Source organism: Nitrospirae bacterium YQR-1, from assembly GCA_039908095.1.
In the GTDB taxonomy this organism is placed as follows: domain Bacteria; phylum Nitrospirota; class Thermodesulfovibrionia; order Thermodesulfovibrionales; family Magnetobacteriaceae; genus Magnetomonas.
The window spans coordinates 21,367-39,741 of sequence record JAMOBJ010000012.1; the positions used below are offsets into that span (position 1 = coordinate 21,367).

The 18,375-nt window shown below is 42.2% G+C and carries 16 protein-coding genes; 7 read left to right on the forward strand and 9 right to left on the reverse strand.

Annotation, left to right across the window (positions count from 1 at the left end):
* Window positions 1-54 precede the first annotated feature (54 nt).
* The 7 genes from H7844_07680 to H7844_07710 all read left to right on the forward strand — a co-directional run bounded on the left by H7844_07680 (window position 55) and on the right by H7844_07710 (window position 7,231).
* Window positions 55-558 carry a CDP-alcohol phosphatidyltransferase family protein gene (locus H7844_07680; GenBank protein MEO5357161.1) on the forward strand — a complete coding sequence of 168 codons (504 nt, stop codon included), beginning with the start codon at window positions 55-57 and terminating at the stop codon, window positions 556-558.
* Window positions 551-1,840, forward strand: a complete 1,290-nt coding sequence (locus tag H7844_07685; protein MEO5357162.1) for a DUF512 domain-containing protein — start codon at window positions 551-553, stop codon at window positions 1,838-1,840. The genes H7844_07680 and H7844_07685 overlap by 8 nt, the downstream gene beginning before the upstream one ends.
* Before the next feature lie 6 nt (window positions 1,841-1,846).
* A complete protein-coding gene (locus H7844_07690; protein ID MEO5357163.1) occupies window positions 1,847-2,686 on the forward strand; it encodes a shikimate dehydrogenase in 840 nt (279 codons plus the stop codon).
* 168 nt (window positions 2,687-2,854) lie between these two features.
* On the forward strand, window positions 2,855-3,787 hold the full coding sequence (gene mdh / locus H7844_07695; protein ID MEO5357164.1) for a malate dehydrogenase: 933 nt from the start codon (window positions 2,855-2,857) through the stop codon (window positions 3,785-3,787).
* Between the two features lie 152 nt (window positions 3,788-3,939).
* The gene (locus tag H7844_07700; GenBank protein ID MEO5357165.1) at window positions 3,940-5,184 is read left to right on the forward strand and encodes a thermonuclease family protein; all 1,245 of its coding nucleotides are present in this window, start codon (window positions 3,940-3,942) and stop codon (window positions 5,182-5,184) included.
* A 98-nt stretch (window positions 5,185-5,282) separates the two neighbouring features.
* A complete protein-coding gene (ndk, locus tag H7844_07705; protein ID MEO5357166.1) occupies window positions 5,283-5,699 on the forward strand; it encodes a nucleoside-diphosphate kinase in 417 nt (138 codons plus the stop codon).
* Between the two features lie 71 nt (window positions 5,700-5,770).
* On the forward strand, window positions 5,771-7,231 hold the full coding sequence (locus H7844_07710) for a DUF4139 domain-containing protein (GenBank protein ID MEO5357167.1): 1,461 nt from the start codon (window positions 5,771-5,773) through the stop codon (window positions 7,229-7,231).
* A gap of 233 nt (window positions 7,232-7,464) precedes the next feature.
* On the opposite strand, the gene H7844_07715 is transcribed toward H7844_07710, so the two are convergent.
* From H7844_07715 to glmS, 9 genes are all read right to left on the reverse strand, one after another.
* On the reverse strand, window positions 7,465-8,394 hold the full coding sequence (locus H7844_07715) for a glycosyltransferase family 2 protein (protein MEO5357168.1): 930 nt from the start codon (window positions 8,392-8,394) through the stop codon (window positions 7,465-7,467).
* 73 nt (window positions 8,395-8,467) lie between these two features.
* Window positions 8,468-9,427: an NAD-dependent epimerase/dehydratase family protein gene (locus H7844_07720; GenBank protein ID MEO5357169.1), complete on the reverse strand. Its 960-nt coding sequence runs from the start codon at window positions 9,425-9,427 to the stop codon at window positions 8,468-8,470.
* 15 nt (window positions 9,428-9,442) lie between these two features.
* Window positions 9,443-10,468 carry an alpha-ketoacid dehydrogenase subunit beta gene (locus H7844_07725; protein ID MEO5357170.1) on the reverse strand — a complete coding sequence of 342 codons (1,026 nt, stop codon included), beginning with the start codon at window positions 10,466-10,468 and terminating at the stop codon, window positions 9,443-9,445.
* Window positions 10,468-11,454: a thiamine pyrophosphate-dependent dehydrogenase E1 component subunit alpha gene (locus H7844_07730; GenBank protein MEO5357171.1), complete on the reverse strand. Its 987-nt coding sequence runs from the start codon at window positions 11,452-11,454 to the stop codon at window positions 10,468-10,470. The genes H7844_07725 and H7844_07730 overlap by 1 nt, the downstream gene beginning before the upstream one ends.
* Window positions 11,455-11,473: 19 nt before the next feature.
* Complete coding sequence (gene rfbH, locus H7844_07735) at window positions 11,474-13,111, reverse strand: lipopolysaccharide biosynthesis protein RfbH (GenBank protein ID MEO5357172.1); 1,638 nt, start codon at window positions 13,109-13,111, stop codon at window positions 11,474-11,476.
* A 58-nt stretch (window positions 13,112-13,169) separates the two neighbouring features.
* Complete coding sequence (gene rfbF, locus H7844_07740; GenBank protein MEO5357173.1) at window positions 13,170-13,946, reverse strand: glucose-1-phosphate cytidylyltransferase; 777 nt, start codon at window positions 13,944-13,946, stop codon at window positions 13,170-13,172.
* A gap of 131 nt (window positions 13,947-14,077) precedes the next feature.
* Window positions 14,078-14,365: an Asp-tRNA(Asn)/Glu-tRNA(Gln) amidotransferase subunit GatC gene (gene gatC / locus H7844_07745; GenBank protein ID MEO5357174.1), complete on the reverse strand. Its 288-nt coding sequence runs from the start codon at window positions 14,363-14,365 to the stop codon at window positions 14,078-14,080.
* A 13-nt stretch (window positions 14,366-14,378) separates the two neighbouring features.
* Window positions 14,379-16,490 carry a DUF3553 domain-containing protein gene (locus H7844_07750; protein ID MEO5357175.1) on the reverse strand — a complete coding sequence of 704 codons (2,112 nt, stop codon included), beginning with the start codon at window positions 16,488-16,490 and terminating at the stop codon, window positions 14,379-14,381.
* Window positions 16,491-16,557: 67 nt separating this feature from the next.
* Window positions 16,558-18,375 carry a glutamine--fructose-6-phosphate transaminase (isomerizing) gene (gene glmS, locus H7844_07755; GenBank protein ID MEO5357176.1) on the reverse strand — a complete coding sequence of 606 codons (1,818 nt, stop codon included), beginning with the start codon at window positions 18,373-18,375 and terminating at the stop codon, window positions 16,558-16,560.

The window sequence follows — 18,375 nt, forward strand, 5'->3', positions numbered from 1 at the left end:
ACTACAGAGGAAAAACAAAACATAAGTGTCTTAAACGTACCGAATGTCTTGACTATGACGAGGATAGTGGCAATTCCTTTTTTTGCCGCATTGTTGATATACAGGGAATATCGGTGGGCGCTTATTATATTTGTCTTAGCCTCGATAACGGATGCGCTGGATGGGCTGATAGCACGTCTTATGAAAAAACAAACTCAGCTTGGTAAGTTTTTAGATCCGACGGCAGATAAGTTTTTGCTTGTAACCTCATATGTACTTTTTTCGTATTACGGGTGGATTCCCACATGGCTGACAATCTGTATAATAAGCAGGGACTTAATAGTGGTTGTGGGCTGGGGGCTGCTCTATATGGTACATCACGTGGTGTTTGTAAAACCGTCTGTTTTTGGTAAATCGGCAATAGCATTTCAGATGGTGTTAGTGGCGTATGTGCTGTTAAAAATAAATTTTCAGAGTTATTTTCCTAATCCAAAACTGCTTGTTATAGCAACAGCGGTACTTACAGTGGTTTCCGGACTTCATTACCTTTACAAGGGGTTTATGTATAGCAATGGGTGAATTTATTAGTAACAGAGTATCTGCAATACAGGAAGGTTCTGTGGCAGGGCTTGCCGACATAAGGGTTTCCGATGAGATAATGTCTGTAAATGGGCATAAAATTACAGATGGAATAGATCTGGCATTTTACTCTCAGGATGATAAACTTGAAATAATCTTAAAGCGGCGCAATAAAATCATGAGTAAGAATATTGAAATAGAAAATGGAACGCCTCTGGGTATTGAAATTGAGCCTTTTAAGATAAGAACGTGTAAAAACAACTGCCGGTTCTGTTTTGTTTCTCAGATGCCAAAGGGGTTTAGGAAAACTCTGTATGTTAAGGATGAGGATTTCAGGCTATCCTTTCTCTATGGCAATTACATAACACTTTCCAATCTGACGGAATATGATAAAGCCAGAATAGTGGAACAGCGTTTAAGTCCCCTCTACATATCGGTGCACACCACAAACAGTGAGTTAAGAGCCAAACTTATGGGTAATCCGGCTCTTTCTGACATAAACAGGGAGATTCAGTTTTTTGTTAAGAATAAGATTAAACTCCACGCTCAGGTAGTATTGTGCCCTGGCATAAATGACAGTGATGAGCTTGACCGGACTCTTAACGATCTGAGAAAGCACTACCCATTTGTGCTCTCCATAGCTGTAGTACCGGTAGGTTTAACAGCTTTTCACAGGAAAAAGATTTCACCGGTTACTAAAGAAGATGCTGAAAAAGCCCTCAGGATTATAACATCACATCAAAAAAAATGTATAAAAAAACACGGGGAACCCATAATATATGCTTCGGATGAGTTATACATAAAATGCGGGGAAAAGTTCCCTCCCCTTGAGCACTATGGTGATTTGCCGCAAATAGAAAATGGAGTAGGCATGGTGCCGGCATTTATTCATAAAGCCTCACGTTTCAGAACAATTAAGTCTCCATCAAAAAGGAAGTTCATCACCTATACCGGTGTTTCTTTTTATCCATACCTGAATGAGTTTGCACTTAAACTAAGAAAGAAAACAGGCATAGACTTACAGGTAATACCTGTTGAAAATCAGGTTTTCGGCAAGACAATAACAGTGTGCGGCCTCCTTACCGGTAGGGACATATTACGCTGCATGATAGACCACATAAAGGGTGATGAAACCTTGCTCATCCCTGATGTTTCTCTGAGATCAGGTAAAAACGTGTTTCTTGACGATATAACCACAGAGTTTATCTCTGAGGCATTAAATATTAAAGTCCAAACAATAGAGTCCACTTTTGAGGGACTTATATCCGCCCTTACGGAGTGAAACAGAATGATTACAGCTAAGACAAAAATCACAGGTCTTATAGGCTACCCTGTGACTCACAGTTTGTCACCATATATGCACAACGCAGCCTTCAAGCACTTGGGGCTGGATTATTGTTACTTGTGTTTTTCCGTACATCCCGACCTTCTGGCTGAAGCTGTTTATGGCGTCAGAGCAATGGACTTTGCCGGAGCTAATGTGACAGTGCCGCATAAGGAAAAAGCCATGGCTGCACTTGACGAAATAGATGAGGAGGCACGGTTTATAGGAGCAGTTAATACGATTTTAAACAAGGACGGTAAGCTAAGCGGCTACAACACAGACGGCAGGGGGTTCATGAGATCAGTTGCCGAGGCCGGAATTTCTTTAACAGGCAAAAAAGTATTTGTTGCTGGCGCAGGCGGCGCCGCTAAGGCCATAACATACTACATTGCTCAAGAGGCCCAGTCTTTAAGTATATTTGATATCGATGAGCCAAAACTAACGGCTCTTGTGAAACATCTTAAAACGGTTAATCCAAACGTCTTTGCAGAGGGAAAAAACTATAACTTAATAGAAAGCCACGACGTTATTATTAATGCAACCCCTCTTGGGCTTAAACCGGATGATCCTGCACCTTTTGACTTCTCACTCCTGAGCAGTTCTCACATAGTTTGTGATGTAATATATAAGGATACCCCACTGATTGAAAAAGCCAAAAGCCTAAACTGCCTGACTACCAACGGTCTTGGAATGCTCTTTTGGCAGGCCGTGCTGGCTTTTGAAATATGGACAAACACAACAGCCCCCGTTGAAATTATGCGAAAAGCGCTGCTTGAGGTTTATGAAAAAAACGTAGGGAAGTAAAGGAGTACCGGCCCTGTTTATCCTTTCTTTTGCCGAATCTGCCTCTTTACCGATTTATTTTTTTGGTCCCGGGATTAAATCACGGATAGAAAAATCTTTTCATACTATAGGTTATTCCGTTATAATAACAGCTATACTTATAATCTTAATAATAAAGTTGGTATAGAGATGAACGAAAGAAAAAAGAAAGTATCAGTAATAGGTGCAGGTAATGTTGGTGCAACAACGGCACAACTATTAGCGGCGGGAGGTTTTTGCGATGTTGTGCTATTTGACATTGTTGATGGAATGCCACAGGGCAAAGCTCTTGATATTGCAGAGGCGTGCCCTTTGTGGAATTCATCGGCCGCTGTGACCGGCACTAACGATTACGCAATGATTGAAGGCTCTGACATTGTTACCGTGACCGCTGGAATGGCAAGAAAACCAGGTATGTCAAGAGATGACCTGTTAAAAATTAATGCAGACATCATAAGCGGTGTTGCCGGTGAGATATTAAAACATGCCCCCGACTCAATAGTCATTGTAGTGACAAACCCAATGGATGTTATGGCGCACCTTGTGCTAAAGACAACCGGTTTTAACTCCAGCCGTGTGATGGGCATGGGGGGGGTGCTGGACGCTGCCAGGTTCTGCTCTTTTGTTGCAGCGGAACTTAAAGTATCACCTGAGGTTATAACCTCTATGTTACTGGGCGGACACGGAGATCAGATGGTGCCGCTTCCACGCTTTACCACTGTCAGAGGCATACCGGTTACAGAATTATTACCGGCTGAAAAAATAGAGGCAATTGTGGAGCGCACCAGAAACGGAGGCGCTGAAATCGTAGCGTTACTGAAAACCGGAAGTGCCTACTATGCCCCTGCAGCTTCTATATATGAGATGATTAAATCCATTGTGCTTGATGAAAAGAAAGTGCTTCCGGTTTCGTGCTGTCTTGAGGGACAATATGCAGTGGACCACGTCTATGCCGGTGTTCCCGCTGTATTAGGTAAAAGCGGGGTTGAGGCAATCATTGAACTTAACCTCAACGATGTTGAAAAAAGCGCCTTTATGAAATCAGTCAATGCCGTAAGAAATCTTGTTAATTCACTAAGTTAGTTATAATAAGTTAATTCGTTATTTAACACCTTTTATATTTGCGAGGGGTTAAAACAGAGATAAAATGAAATTAAAAGATGATGAGCTTAAAGCTTAAATGGATAGTAATGGCTAAAACTATCCATAAGATAATTCACGGTGACAGCAGACAAATGACCCTTTTGACGGACAATTCAGTCCATTTGGTCATTACATCTCCCCCGTACTGGCAATTAAAAGACTATGGAACTGATGATCAAATAGGCTTTCAAGAAAGCTATGAAAGCTATATCAACAATCTGAATCTTGTCTGGAAGGAATGTAGCAGAGTATTACACCCAGGGTGTCGGCTTTGTATTAATATCGGTGACCAATTCGCACGGTCAGTTTATTATGGGCGGTATAAAGTGATACCGATAAGAACAGAGATAATAAAATTCTGTGAAACTATTGGGTTTGACTATATGGGGGCTGTAATTTGGCAGAAAGTCACCACCTGCAATACAACCGGCGGGGCTACGATAATGGGCAGTTTCCCATATCCCAGAAATGGTATTTTGAAACTTGATTATGAGTTTATTCTGCTTTTCAAAAAACAGGGCACTGCGCCGGTTCCGACAAAGGAGCAAAAAGAACTTTCGATAATAACAAAAGATGATTGGAATACTTATTTCTCAGGGCACTGGTACTTTTCAGGGGCAAAGCAGGACAGGCACATTGCTATGTTTCCTGAAGAATTGCCGGCCAGATTGATAAAAATGTTTTCTTTTTCCGGTGAAACGGTTTTTGACCCATTTCTTGGCAGTGGTACAACTGTACTTGCCGCCCATAATCTAGGACGTAATTCAGTCGGATATGAAATCAATTCAGACTTTTTGTCAACAATTAAAGATAAGTTGAAGATTGGACAATTAAACCTTACAGATGCTGAATATATGTTTTTGGAAGATAGAGTTATAACAGACCATCATAAAGAAATTGAAAAGTTACCATATATCTTTAAGGACCCTCATAAACTAGATAAGAAGACAGACCTTAAGAAGCTTCAGTTTGGTTCAAAAATTGATAAACACAGTGGCGAAAGAGAGGCCTACTATTCTGTCGCAAGAGTGATCAGCCCAGTGTTTGTGAAGCTTAACAATGATTTGGTTGTTCGTCTTATCGGAGTAAAAGAAAAAAAGTCTGCTATTGGACAGGCTATAAAATTCCTGCTCGAAAAAACAAAGGGGCAGAAAGTGTTTATGAAGTTTGATGAGCAGAAGTATGATAAGCAAAACAACATGCTTTGCTATCTGTACCTGAGAAACAAGACCTTCATTAATGCTCATATTGTCAAAGAGGGGTTAGTTGATGTAGATGTTGATTTTCATTTTAAATACAGGGATAAATTTCTTAAGCTGAGATCGCAAAATGGCTAAAGAGTGGATACTCAACACCGCTGGGAATATGTTTCCAAAAAGGGAGTTATATATATAATTCCATAATAATTTAAATAAAAACATAAAGGAGAATACAGATGCAGAGAACGCTTTCAATAGTCAAGCCGGACGGTGTTAAGAAAAACCTGATAGGGGAAGTGATCGGAAGATTTGAAAAACAGGGCTTTAAAATAGTTGCTCTGAAGATGATTCACATGTCTAAAAAAGAGGCGGAGGGGTTTTATATAGTGCACAAAGCCAGGCCGTTTTATGGTGAATTAACAGCTTTTATGTCTGAGGGACCTGTGGTTGTTATGGTAGTTGAGGGAGATAAGGTTATAGAGAAAGTGCGTGAGTTAATGGGAGCAACCAATCCAAAAGATGCCGCACCTAATACAATCAGGGCAGATTTTGCCTCAGATGTTGAGAGAAACATAGTACATGGTTCAGATTCGGCTGAGTCGGCCTCTTTTGAAATTCCGTATTTCTTTTCCACCCTTGAGATAGCGGGTTAACAGAGATGTTCAACTCTGCTGATAAACCGTCAAAGCAACGACAGGAAAGACTCAGGGGGGCAAGCCCTCTTGTGAGAGAGAGTTGTAAATGGAGAATGAAACTCTTCTCTTACATATCTTTCATCATTATTTTAGCAACAGCGGTTTTGAGCTACGCTGAGACGGAAGTGACACGTGCGTACTCCACAGTTGAGGAACAGAAGTCTGTAGCCCTTACAGTTTATAACGTCAACCTGGGGCTAGTTAAAGAACAACGGGTATTAAAACTACCAACCGGCAGGGTGCTGTTAAGTTATATGGATGTAGCCGCTGAGATAATCCCGCAAAGTGTAAGCATTCATACCCCCTCAGGTGAGAAGGTTCTTTCCGTGCTGGAGCAGAATTATGAATATGACCTCCTTACACCTCAGAAGCTCATTGATAAGTATGTCGGCAAAGAGGTTAAGCTCTACTATAAAAACTACTACACCGACAAGGATGAGGTAGTGAAGGCCACAGTGCTTTCAAATAACGGCGGCGTGCCTGTGTATAGAATTGGGGATGAGATAACCTATGGTCATCCGGGCCGGATAATCTTTCCGAAACTGCCTGAAAATCTTATAGCCAAACCTACCCTTCAGTGGCTGTTAAATAATGATGGAGCCTCAGGCCAAAAGGTAGAGGTTACATATCTGACAAACGGTATAACCTGGCGTGCCGACTACGTGCTGCTGTTAAACGAAAAAGACAACCATGCCGGCTTAACCGGCTGGGTAACTATTGACAACAGAAGCGGCACCGACTATAACCATGCAAAGTTAAAACTCGTTGCAGGGGATGTTAACCGTGTAACGGACACGGCGCGCAGAGATGCGCTTGCTTATAAGGCGGCGGCAGCCCATGCCGAATCAGCCACTGTTTCATTTAAAGAGGAGGGATTGTTTGAGTACCACATCTATACTCTTAACACACCATCAACCATAAAGAACAATCAGATCAAGCAGATACGCCTTTTAAAGGAAGATAACCTTAGCGTACATAAGGATTTTGTTTTCCGTGGACAGCCTCATTATTTTAGAAATCTGTACAAAGATGCGCTTCCTAAAGATAAAATAGGGGTCTATATTGAAATAGATAACCGCAAGGAAAATAATCTTGGAATTCCCATCCCCAAGGGCACTGTGAGGGTTTATAAGGCTGACAGTGACGGCAGCCGTCAGTTTATCGGAGAGGACTCGATAGATCACTCACCTAAAGACGAAAAGATCAGAGTAAAAATGGGGGATGCCTTTGACATAACCGGAGTGCGTAAGCAGACCAACTGGAAAAAACTTGAGTGGGATACATATGAGGCTTCATTTGAGATAATTTTAAAAAACCATAAGAAGGAAGACGTCAGGGTACGTGTTCTTGAACCTGTTGTCGGGCAGTGGAAAGTCCTGAATAATTCCCACAATTATAAAAAAGCGGAAAGCAATCTTTTGGAGTTTGCGATAGAGGTCCCCAAAGACGGTGAGGTTAAGTTAAATTATACTGTCACTATGAGATTTTAGGGGGCAGGTAGCAACGGACAGCAAAGACTTGTGGTATTGTTGTGAAAATATTTGCGTCTTTGCCTGTCTGAAGACTACTTGGTATGGGGCATAGTGTAGTAGCTTATTCCAATTCTAATTCATTTGTCTAACTTTGTTGGCTTCGTCACAAGCTCCTCTACGTACAAAACAGTACGTCTGTGTCGCTTGTTCCTTGCCGCCTCGTTATACTTTTGAATTAGAATTGGAATTATCTAAAAATTTATACGTTGTCTTTCCACAACCAGAGGTCTTTTTCGTACCTGCATGTATATCCATCCGACATACTCACCAATTATACCAATCAAAATCAATTGTATAGACATAAAAAGGAAAAGCCCTATAACCACCGGTGCTATCCCTACACTAAAGGAATTCCAGTAAAGCAATTTGTAAACAAAGTAAAACAGAGCCACAACTAAACTACCCGTAGCCCCAAAAATGCCTAAAAAAGTGGTAATTCGCAGAGGCAACTTTGAGTGGGCTGTTATACCGGAAAGTGCAATATTAATCAGGGCAAATATATTTTCTTTGGATTTCCCCCTCTCCCTCTTGCGATGAATGTACTCTATCACAGCCGGTTCAAACCCCGTCTCCGCCACCATACCCCTGAAATACGGAATGTGGTCATCCATTTGCCGCAAAATTTCTATTACCGTTCTGTCGTATAATCCAAATCCTGTAAAAGAGTTGTATAACCTGGTTTCTGAGATTAACGCCAACAATTTATAGTAGCAATTTCTGATAAAAACCATAATGCGGGACTCTCGCCGCTCAGTCATCACCCCTATTACCATCTTGTACCCCTCTTCCCATTTCTTTATGAATTGAAGAATCATCTCGGGCGGGTCCTGTAAATCGGCTACCAGAATTATTACGGCATCTCCGGTTGTCTGCATTATTCCATGAAAACATGACCTGGATGAACCAAAGTTTCTGGTATTAACTATTACTTTTACTCTCTTGTCAGACTCAGCTATCTTCTTAAGTTCACCTACTGTCCCGTCTGTGGAGGCATTGTCTATAAATATGTGCTCATAAGTATAATCCGGCAGAGTGTCAAAAATACCCTTTACCTGAGTATAAAGCTCCCAAACATTTTCCTCCTCATTTAAACAAGGCGTCAGTATGCTTATAAGTTTCATTTTTTTCTCATCCGCTAAGCGCTCTATTATAAAATATGACGGTATCCGGCGTCAATTTTTATGGAACAACTGTTCAATCTCCGGTTAAACTCCTCAAAATATGCTCCGATTCCCGTTTGACGGCATCCATAGAACTTAGTGCAGACTTATAACCTATAGCAGCCGCATTGTTATAGGTTGAAAAGTAAATATTTTTAGCTCCGGTTGCACTAACCTGACACAACGAGGAACCGGTTTCATACTTTAATCCATATTTCTGTGAAAAATACTCAAGAATCTCTGACTTTTGTACAGGCTTTGCGCTGATTACATCCAATGCTTTATTTATTCTCCCAACTGCCATACATCTTAGTATTAATGCGAAAAGGTCCTCAGGGGCAACGTAATCGCGGACAATGTCCACAGTGTCTGTAACTAAAACCTTTTTATTCAAAACACAGTTCAGCACATCGGTTATAAAATAGCCGTCCTTGAGGTCAATAAACCTGCTGAAATAGGAAAATACCCTGAGATCAACTATGTTGAGGTTTTCAAAAGATCTGTGCTTACACTCAGTGTAGAGTTTAACAATACCATAGTAATCCCCCGGGGCAATACGATTGATACGGATACAGTACATAGTGTTTTCCTCCGAGGGTGTCGAAAAATTACCATAAACAGCCCCGCTGCTGAAATTAATATAAACAGCATCGGGAGCTCTGTCACGTAAATACTCAATTACCATATTGTCATATTGCTCGGTAATCATAAACCACTTAGTGTAATCACCCTGGAGCTTGCCCTGAGTTCCCACACCAACACAGTTTATTACAACATCATATGAACATTTTGTGAAATCACTATAACCCTCATGAATGATATAGTCCGGCTCAGCTGATTTTCCTGTAGCGTCAAGAAAGCGGCGGACTCTCTCGGATGAGCTTGTATAAAGGTGTAAAAAAAACTCTCCTCTGTGAAGACTAAGAAAACTGTGTATCAGTCCCTTTGCAATGTGTGAGGTGCCGCCCAGTATTGCAATTTCTGCTTTTTTCATTGACCGCTGCCTGTATTATAATAATTCTTTTATGGTTTTGATTATGTCGGCGGCATCAGGATAGTAGGCCTCCTCAAGCAGCCCGGATGCAGGGGTTGGCACATCAGGAAAGTTAACTCTTTTAATCGGGGCTTTTAAGTACTTAAAAGCCTTATCGGCAACCATTGCAGCAATCTCAGCCCCTGCCCCGCCATAAGGACATGATACATCAGCAACAACCAGTCTCCCGGTTTTTTTGACGGATTCGCATATCAGCTCCTCATCCAGAGGTTTTAAGCAACGGGGGTCTATCAGCTCCACCTCTATATTTTCCGCCGATAACATCCCACAAGCCCTCATAGCGTCATAAACCATGTGAGATATTGCCACTACGGTTATATCAGTGCCCTTTCTGCGCACGATACCTTGCCCGATGGGTACCTCGTATGGGTGTTCAGGCACATATCCCAGAGAATCATAAATCCATCTGTGCTCAAAAAACATCACAGGGTTGCCGTCTTTAACAGCAGAAATCAATAATCCTTTTACATCGTAGGGGGTCGCAGGCATGAGAACTTTTAACCCGGGTATTTGAGTAAAAAGACCATGCAAAGCCTGAGAATGCTGGCCGGCCGAGCCCCATCCCCTACCAATCAGACTTCTTATCACAAGGGGCACATTTACACTGCCCCCCGTCATATAGTACCACTTGGCTGCATGGTTTATGATTTGGTCCATACACATAGGCAGAAAGTCCGTTCTTATGTGCACAAACAGCGGTTTCATCCCTGCTATTGCAGCCCCTATGGCAACCCCCGTCATTGCGTTTTCCGCTATGGGTATATCCATGACTCTTTCACATCCAAACTCTTGTGCAAGCCCCGTGGTAGTCCCAAATACTCCACCAGGGTCATCCACCCCCTCACCCATTATAAAAAACGACGGGTCCTCTGAAAGCATCCATCTGAGTGCTTCCTTTACTGCATCGGCATAGGTTATAGTTCTCAGCCCTGGTATATGTTGCAGTTCTTTATTGTCTAAATGAACCTTTGTCCATGGCATTAGTTTTTATTTCCTCTATAGTAAACATCCTCGTACAACTGACTGATATCCGGAAACCGGCTTGCTTTTGTAAACTCTAAAGAGTCCTCTATTTCGTTGTTTATATGGGCTTCCATCTCACTGACCTCTTGTTCACTTATCAGTTGTTTTTTTAAAAGAAGCTTTTTGTAAAAATCAATCGGGCACTTCTCCAGCCACTCCTGCAGCTCTTCCTCAGGGCGGCAGCCTTTTTCGTAATCATACTCCGGACCGACATGACATCTCCAGCGATACGTAATACACTCTATCAGAGTTGGGCCGTCTCCGGCATTTGCTCTCTTTACAGCCTGTTCCATCTTATCGTAAACGCTTAGAACGTCGTTGCCGTCAATTTGAACACCAGCCATATTATAGTGCCTTGCAACAGCGGCTATATCAGGGTTAGCATGACGAATCTTTTGATGCGAATTGACGGCATAAAAATTATTCTCACAAACAAATATTACAGGTAGCTTCTTCAGAGATGCAAAGTTCAAACTCTCACAAAAAGTTCCCTCATCCACTGCGCCGTCTCCGAAAAAAGCTACGGAAACACGTGCTTCTTTTCTCATTTTAAATGCCAAAGCCGAGCCCACAGCCAGTGGAATTGAACCGGCCACTATTGCCGATGTACCGGCAATACCGTCTTCAAATGAGGTTATGTGCATAGAGCCGCCCTTGCCTTTTGAACATCCCGTGGCCTTTCCATACAGCTCCGCCGTCAAATAGCGTATGTCCATGCCTTTTGCTATACAGTGTCCGTGGTTTCTGTGCGTGCTGTATATGTAATCTTCCCTGTTTAAGTGTGCACATACGCCGGCTGCCACCGCCTCTTGCCCTATACACAAGTGTATCGGTGTTTGGATTTTACGCTGCGGGTACAACTGTCCGATTTTTTCCTCAAAACGCCTGATCTTTATCATTATATAGAGTAACCAGATATTTTTTGTTTTATTAATATCTAACACTATCGCTGCCTCCGGCCAATTAACCAAGCCCTGATATGAATTTTCCGAACACCTCTGTAACGTAATTAATTGAGGATGTTTTTATCCCGGGCCACAGGCCAATCCAAAAACTGTTTTTCATGACAACATCTGTATTAGGAAGCAGTTGGTGGTACTTTTCCGATAACTTCGCAGATGAGATAACCCCGGAATTCAACACTCTTAACAACACATCAGCATCTGTTAATGCCGGTTGCCTTAACAGATTTCCTGCAAATAATTCCCTTGTTCCAATTCTATGTGATTCTAAATATTTTACAAGATTTAACTTGTTACACTTCCCATTATTTTTTACGGTGACAGGAAAACCAAACCATGCTGGCTCACAGCCGAAAGTGGCCTCAGGCAGCAACAGATAATCTCCAAAGCCTGTCAAATCATCATATAATTGTTTAAAATTATTTTTTCTTTTCTCTATAAACCCAGGCAGGCGATTGAGTTGTGCAAGCCCTGTTGCGGCCTGCCAGTCTGTTATCTTAAGATTATATCCCAGATGGCTATATACGTACTTGTGGTCATATCCAACAGGCAAGCTCCCAAATCTCCGGTCAAACCTCTTCCCACATGTATTATCTCCTCCGGTAGGACACCAGCAATCTCTTCCCCAGTCCCTGAAAGAGGTAAGGATCCTGTAAATCTCCCTGTCGTTTGTGGCAACCGCCCCACCCTCTCCCATAGTGATATGGTGTGCGGGGTAAAAACTAAATGTTGATATGTGGCCAAACGTGCCGGTAAACTTACCATTATACTTAGTACCCAGGGCATCGCAGTTGTCCTCGATAAGCCATAGATTGTACTTGTTGCAGATTTCCAGCACCTTATCCAGATTAAATGCGTTGCCGAGGGTGTGGGCTAAAAAAACCGCCCTTGTCTTTTCCGATATGCAGTCCTCAATATGCGCTGCATCAATGTTATATGTCTGAAGCTCTATGTCGGCAAAAACCGGAATTAATCCATTTTGTACTATAGGGGCTGCCGTTGTCGGAAAACATGCTGCAACCGTTATTACCTCATCACCAGGCTTTAACCGCCTGTGTCCCAGCTTATGGGATGTCAGGGCCGACAGTGCCAATAAATTAGCCGATGACCCGGAGTTAACCGTAAGGACGTGGTTTACTCCTAAAAACCCGGCAAGTTTCTTCTCAAATAAATCATTAAATCTGCCCGTGGTTAACCACATATCCAGTGAAGCATCTATCATATTAAACAGCTCCGTCTCACCTAACACTTTCCCTGATGCTGAAATATAATCCGGCAGCTGCCCGCTCTCAACAGGCCTTAAAGCACTATAATGCGTTTGCGATGAGAACCTGACAAACATTCGTAAAAGCTCATCTAACAATGCCGGTTTCAATTTGCCGTATATACCGGCGATACTGTTGAGAAAAAGTGAGAAAGGTTTTGAAACCGGTATCCTCAAATTTAATGAATTTTCAAGCCCACAGTCGTCCCCTCTTATCTCAAATTCCCATTTTCCATTAACAACAGATTCCGAAGGCAATACAGGGAATCCTAAAAACTCCGTGTCATTAAGTGTATTGGCAATAATCACTGTCCTTTGATTATTCCCCCCGCCTACGTCCCTGAGAGCAACAACTGTACCTGCGTCCATTTCCATAATATCTCTACGGCGTGCTCATGTTGATATTTCGCTCTTTAATAAACGCCATAAAAAACTATTTTCCCCAGACTTTCCATAATCTGTCCCTGGAATTATACAGAGTGTCCAGTTCAATCTTATCCCTCAGGGTATCCATTGACTTCCAGAAGCCTGTGTGTTTATAGGCTGCCATTTTATTTTCCTTTATAATATTCTCAAGCGGTGTTTTTTCCCAAACAGTGTCGTCTCCGTCAATAAAATCAAAAATCTGAGGTTCCAATACAAAAAATCCTCCATTTATCCATCCACCGTCTCCCTTAATCTTTTCGGAAAAAGAATTCACCATGCTTGCGTCATCTATCTGTAACAAACCATATTTACCGACAGGCTGCACCGCAGTTACCGTAACATAGCCGGCATGGGTTTTGTGATATTCAAGGAGGGTGTTTATATTGACATCAGATACCCCGTCTCCGTATGTCAGCATAAATGTCTCATTTCCTATATACTTTTGGATGCGTTTAATTCTGCCTCCGGTCATTGTGTCCAGGCCCGTATTTATCAGGGTGATTTTCCATGGTTCAGCTGTAGAGTCAAGAATTTCGATACTGTTGTTCATCAAGTTGATAGTAATATCTGACAGATGGAGAAAATAGTTAGCAAAATACTCTTTAATTACATAACCCTTATAACCCAGACAAATAATAAAATCGTTAAAACCGTAGTGAGAATATATTTTTAAAATATGCCATAAAATGGGTTTTCCTCCAACCTCCACCATAGGTTTTGGACGAAACTCAGTCTCTTCACTGAGCCTGCTGCCAAGCCCCCCTGCCAAAATAACCACTTTCATAGCTTTTTCATCTTCAGGCGGAGAGCAGTCTCTGAGCTTTCGACGAAACCAACAAAGCTAATCGAATGAATGCAACTTGGTATTGTTCATACGAGAAGGCCATTTTCAATTCGTGGCTGATACTACACCACCTACTCTATAATTTTCGGCACTTTATAGAAATTACCGGTTCTATCCGGCGCATTAGAAAGGGCGTCCTCTAAGGCGATGGAATCTCTCTCGATGTCTTCCCGAAACACATTCATTAAGGGGATAACGTGCGAGGTGGGCTCTATGCCGTCTGTGTTGAGTTCGTTTAGTTTTTCAACATAGAGCAAGATGTCGTTTAACTGCTTTCCAAATATTTCAAGCTCATCGGCATCTAATTTCAGCCTGGAAAGCGCTGCTATGTGTTTTACGTCACCGGTTGTTATACCCAATGTTCTCCACCTCTCATATTTTCTCTAAGTTGGCAAATTTCAGCGCAAGCCTCTTTATACCAACCTGTGGGAAATTAACCGTCACTTTTACGTCATTTTCCTCGCCGTAACAGTCCCTCACCACCCCTATGCCCCACTTAGGGTGTTTCACCCTGCATCCGGAATTGTACGGAAATTCAACCGGCTCTTTTTTGCCCTCAGGGGCCTTTGCCGAGTTGCTTGCAGGGATTGCATTTTTTTCAAGCCACAGACAACAGTCCTTTGGTATGTCTTTAAGAAAACGGGACGGTTCCTGTTCCTGAAACCTTGCATAAAGCCTCCGCCTGCGTGCCCCCGTCATAAACAATATATCCTTTGCTCTTGTCATGCCCAGATAAAACAGCCTTCTCTCCTCATCAAGCTCCTCTTCTGATTCAGTGGCCTTAAAGTATGGAATCAGCCCATCCTCAAGGCCGGTTATAAACACTACAGGAAACTCCATCCCTTTTACATTGTGGAGGGTTGTCAGAGTGATGGCACTCTTAATTGCGGTGTCGTTGTTGTTTGTTGTTGATATGGCCACCATGTCGAGAAAATCCATCAGAGGCATGTTGCCGTTTGCAAACATCAACTCCGTTATCTCACTTAGCTCGTTTTCATCAAGAATTTCTATGTAACCGGTCAGTGTGCCGATTAGCTTAATGCCGTCTGAGACGGTGTGGACTTCAGAGCTGGAAAGAGTGTCAAGAAGGGAGACAAAAGATTTAAGTTTTTCTTTAACTTGTGCCGTCAACCCTTTGGCATTACAAACATTTTGCATAGAAGCATAGAGACTGATTCCCTCTTTTTTAGCTTCCTGTTCAAGTTTAGAAATGGTGTTTGCTGAAATTGACCGTGCCGGGAGGTTTATTATTCTCCTTATACTTACGTTATCATCGGAATTGACTATCAACCTCAGATACGATATTATGTCTTTGATTTCTTTTTTCTGGTAAAAGTTTGTACCGCCTAATACCCTAAAAGGAATTCTCTCATTTTTCAGGGCATCCTCTATTACTCTTGACTGCAACGGCACCCTGTACAGTATTGCTATATCTCCAAACACATAACTACCCTTGAGGTAAAGGTCCTTTATGTTTTTTGCTATATACTTAGCCTCATCCTCTTCCGAAATAAACCAGTAATGGCAGACTTTTTCACCAGCCGCCTTTTCAGTCCAAAGCGGTTTGGTTTTTCTGTTTCTGTTTTTTTCTATTATACTGTGTGATACATCAAGAATGTTCTTTGTGAAACGATATGCCTGCTCAAGGTTTATCGCCATGGCATCGGGAAAATCCTTTTCAAATCTGTTTAATATGTTCTCACTCTCAAGCCCCTTATACTTATAAGTAGTCTGGTCATCATCTCCGGCAACAAGAATATGTCTGTTTGTTTCAGATAAAACTTTTAACAAATAGTACTGGGAATAAGTCGAGTCCTGAAACTCATCAACCATGATATAGTTAAACAGGTTTGTGTATTTTTCTAAGATGTCGGGGTTTTCCTCAAATAGCTTTATAGTGTAAATAATGAGATCGTCATAATCAAGAGCACCGGACTTTGCCATTTCATCCTGGTAACGAACATATACTTTAATCAGTTTTTCATCAAAATCAAAATTATTGGTGGAGGATAAAATATCCTCAGGCATAAGCAGGGATGACTTAAAACAACTTATCTTAGAAAGCACCCCCTTATACAGAGCCTCATAGAGTTTCATATCACTAAGGATATGTCTTATCAACCTGCACTGATCATCATTGTCATAGATAACAAAATCCCCTTTTACAGATAATCTCGACCGCTCTTCTCTCAATATTCTGCTGCATTGGGAATAAAAAGTACCTATCCATGCCTCTTCCAGGTCCTCCGAGACAATGTACGATATCCGGCTTTTCATCTCATTGGCTGCCTTGATGGAGAAGGCGATGGCAAGCATGTTTTCGTACTTTTGCTTGTCTTTTTTGTACAGATGGCTGTACTTATGAGTTATGAGCTGAGTCTTACCGCTTCCGGCTCCGGCCAGCACAAGAATTGGAGACTCCATATGCTCGATAGCCGCACCCTGCTTAGGGTTTAACTTATCAACAGATAAATGCTCAAACATAAAGTCCACTCCTTGGATTATAGCAAATTAAGTAATAACTTTGCAATGTTTTATGCCGTGTCATAATCTATTCAACTGTTACACTTTTTGCAAGATTCCTCGGCTGGTCCACATCACAGCCCCGTATAACTGCTATATGATACGCAAGGAGCTGCAAGGGAGCAGTCATAAGCACAGAATTTAAACAGGTATTTGAAAATGGTACCGAGATAAAACTATCGGCCATGGCTTTAACATAAGGATCATCATAATTGGAAACAACAATGGTTCTGCCTCCTCTGGATTTAACCTCTTCAATATTATTTAAGACTTTTTCGTAAAGGGAATCCTTTGACAGAAGAATAACCACAGGGAGCCCGTCGTCTATAAGGGCAATAGGGCCGTGTTTCATCTCACCGGCAGGATAACCCTCGGCGTGGATGTATGAAATCTCTTTAAGCTTAAGTGCACCCTCAAGAGCTATCGGGTAGAGAATCCCCCGGCCTAGGAAAAGAAAGTCATTTGACTTATGGACGGAGCGTGCCAGTTTCTCAATCTCTGCATCCATGAGCAAAATGTGCTCAAACAACACAGGCAAATGAAGCAGGTCTTTTATCAATCCGGCTGTATCTGTGTGTTTAGGGGCAAGGGAAAGGGCAAAAAGATACAAGGAAACTAACTGAGTCACAAAAGCCTTAGTTGAGGCTACTCCTATTTCAGGCCCCGAATGGGTATAAAACACGTAATCGGACTCTCTTGATGCAGTGCTTCCAACGACGTTACAGATAGTTAAAGTTCTTGCTCCACACTTCTTAGCCTCTTTCAGGGCGGCAAGAGTATCCGCCGTTTCACCGGACTGGGTTATGGAAATAAACAAATCCCCCTTCCCTATTATGGGTTTGCGATACCTGAACTCCGAGGATATATCCACCTCAGTGGCAACACGCGCCAGTGACTCAATCATATACTTGCCGCAGAGACCGGCGTGCCATGATGTACCGCAGGCGCTTATAAAGACCTTTTTTATGTCTTTTAATTCAACGGCTGTCAGGCCAAACTCATAGAGGTTAACCTTAGCTGCATCGGAGTTGACCCTGCCCGTTATTGTGTCGGCAATTGCCCTGGGCTGTTCAAATATCTCTTTGAGCATAAAATGTTTGTAGCCGCCTTTTTCAGCCATTGCAGAGCTCCACGTAATTTTTACAGGCTCTCTGTGGACGGGGGCACCGTCTGAGTTAACAATTGAAGCAGCATCTTTGGTTAAAATTGCCAAATCCCCGTCTTCCATGAAAACAACGTCCCTCGTGCTGCTTAAAAAAGCCGGCACATCGGAGGCTGCAAAATACTCGCCGTCACCAAGCCCTATTACAAGCGGGCTGTCCTTACGTGCGCATACTATTTTTTCCGGTTGTCGTTCACTGAGCACACTTAGGGCGTAGGAGCCGTTTAAACGTTTTATAGATTTTCTAAGGGCATCCTCAAGTGATACATCCTTCTCATAGTAACCGTTTATAATGTGGCAGATTACCTCGGTATCGGTGTCGGATTTAAATGTAATACCCTTGTCTAAGAGTTCTTTTTTGAGTTCTATGAAGTTTTCTATAATTCCGTTGTGAACTATTGCAATAGGCCCCACTCTGTGGGGATGAGCATTATTTTCAGTCGGAGAGCCGTGAGTTGCCCATCTGGTATGCCCTATGCCCACACAGCTCTGAGGTTTTAACTGGTTAACCTTATTGACAAGCTCGTTTATTTTTCCCTTACACCGGACTATCTCCATCTTGCTCTCCGTATTTATATAGGCCAGGCCGGCAGAGTCGTATCCTCTGTATTCAAGTTTTTTCAAGCCGTCTAAAATCAGGCCGGCTGCATTGTTTTTGCCAATGTATCCTATTATTCCACACAT

Excerpts from the sequence above, each read along its gene's own strand:
- ndk (MEO5357166.1), top strand. The coding sequence starts at position 5,283 with ATGCAGAGAACGCTTTCAATAGTCAAGCCGGACGGTGTTAAGAAAAAC.
- H7844_07685 (MEO5357162.1), top strand. The coding sequence starts at position 551 with ATGGGTGAATTTATTAGTAACAGAGTATCTGCAATACAGGAAGGTTCT.
- mdh (MEO5357164.1), top strand. The coding sequence starts at position 2,855 with ATGAACGAAAGAAAAAAGAAAGTATCAGTAATAGGTGCAGGTAATGTT.
- rfbF (MEO5357173.1), bottom strand. The coding sequence starts at position 13,946 with ATGAAAGTGGTTATTTTGGCAGGGGGGCTTGGCAGCAGGCTCAGTGAA.
- H7844_07680 (MEO5357161.1), top strand. The coding sequence starts at position 55 with ATGACGAGGATAGTGGCAATTCCTTTTTTTGCCGCATTGTTGATATAC.
- rfbH (MEO5357172.1), bottom strand. The coding sequence starts at position 13,111 with ATGGAAATGGACGCAGGTACAGTTGTTGCTCTCAGGGACGTAGGCGGG.
- H7844_07720 (MEO5357169.1), bottom strand. The coding sequence starts at position 9,427 with ATGAAAAAAGCAGAAATTGCAATACTGGGCGGCACCTCACACATTGCA.
- H7844_07750 (MEO5357175.1), bottom strand. The coding sequence starts at position 16,490 with ATGTTTGAGCATTTATCTGTTGATAAGTTAAACCCTAAGCAGGGTGCG.
- H7844_07715 (MEO5357168.1), bottom strand. The coding sequence starts at position 8,394 with ATGAAACTTATAAGCATACTGACGCCTTGTTTAAATGAGGAGGAAAAT.
- H7844_07725 (MEO5357170.1), bottom strand. The coding sequence starts at position 10,468 with ATGCCATGGACAAAGGTTCATTTAGACAATAAAGAACTGCAACATATA.
- H7844_07700 (MEO5357165.1), top strand. The coding sequence starts at position 3,940 with ATGACCCTTTTGACGGACAATTCAGTCCATTTGGTCATTACATCTCCC.
- H7844_07690 (MEO5357163.1), top strand. The coding sequence starts at position 1,847 with ATGATTACAGCTAAGACAAAAATCACAGGTCTTATAGGCTACCCTGTG.
- glmS (MEO5357176.1), bottom strand. The coding sequence starts at position 18,375 with ATGTGTGGAATAATAGGATACATTGGCAAAAACAATGCAGCCGGCCTG.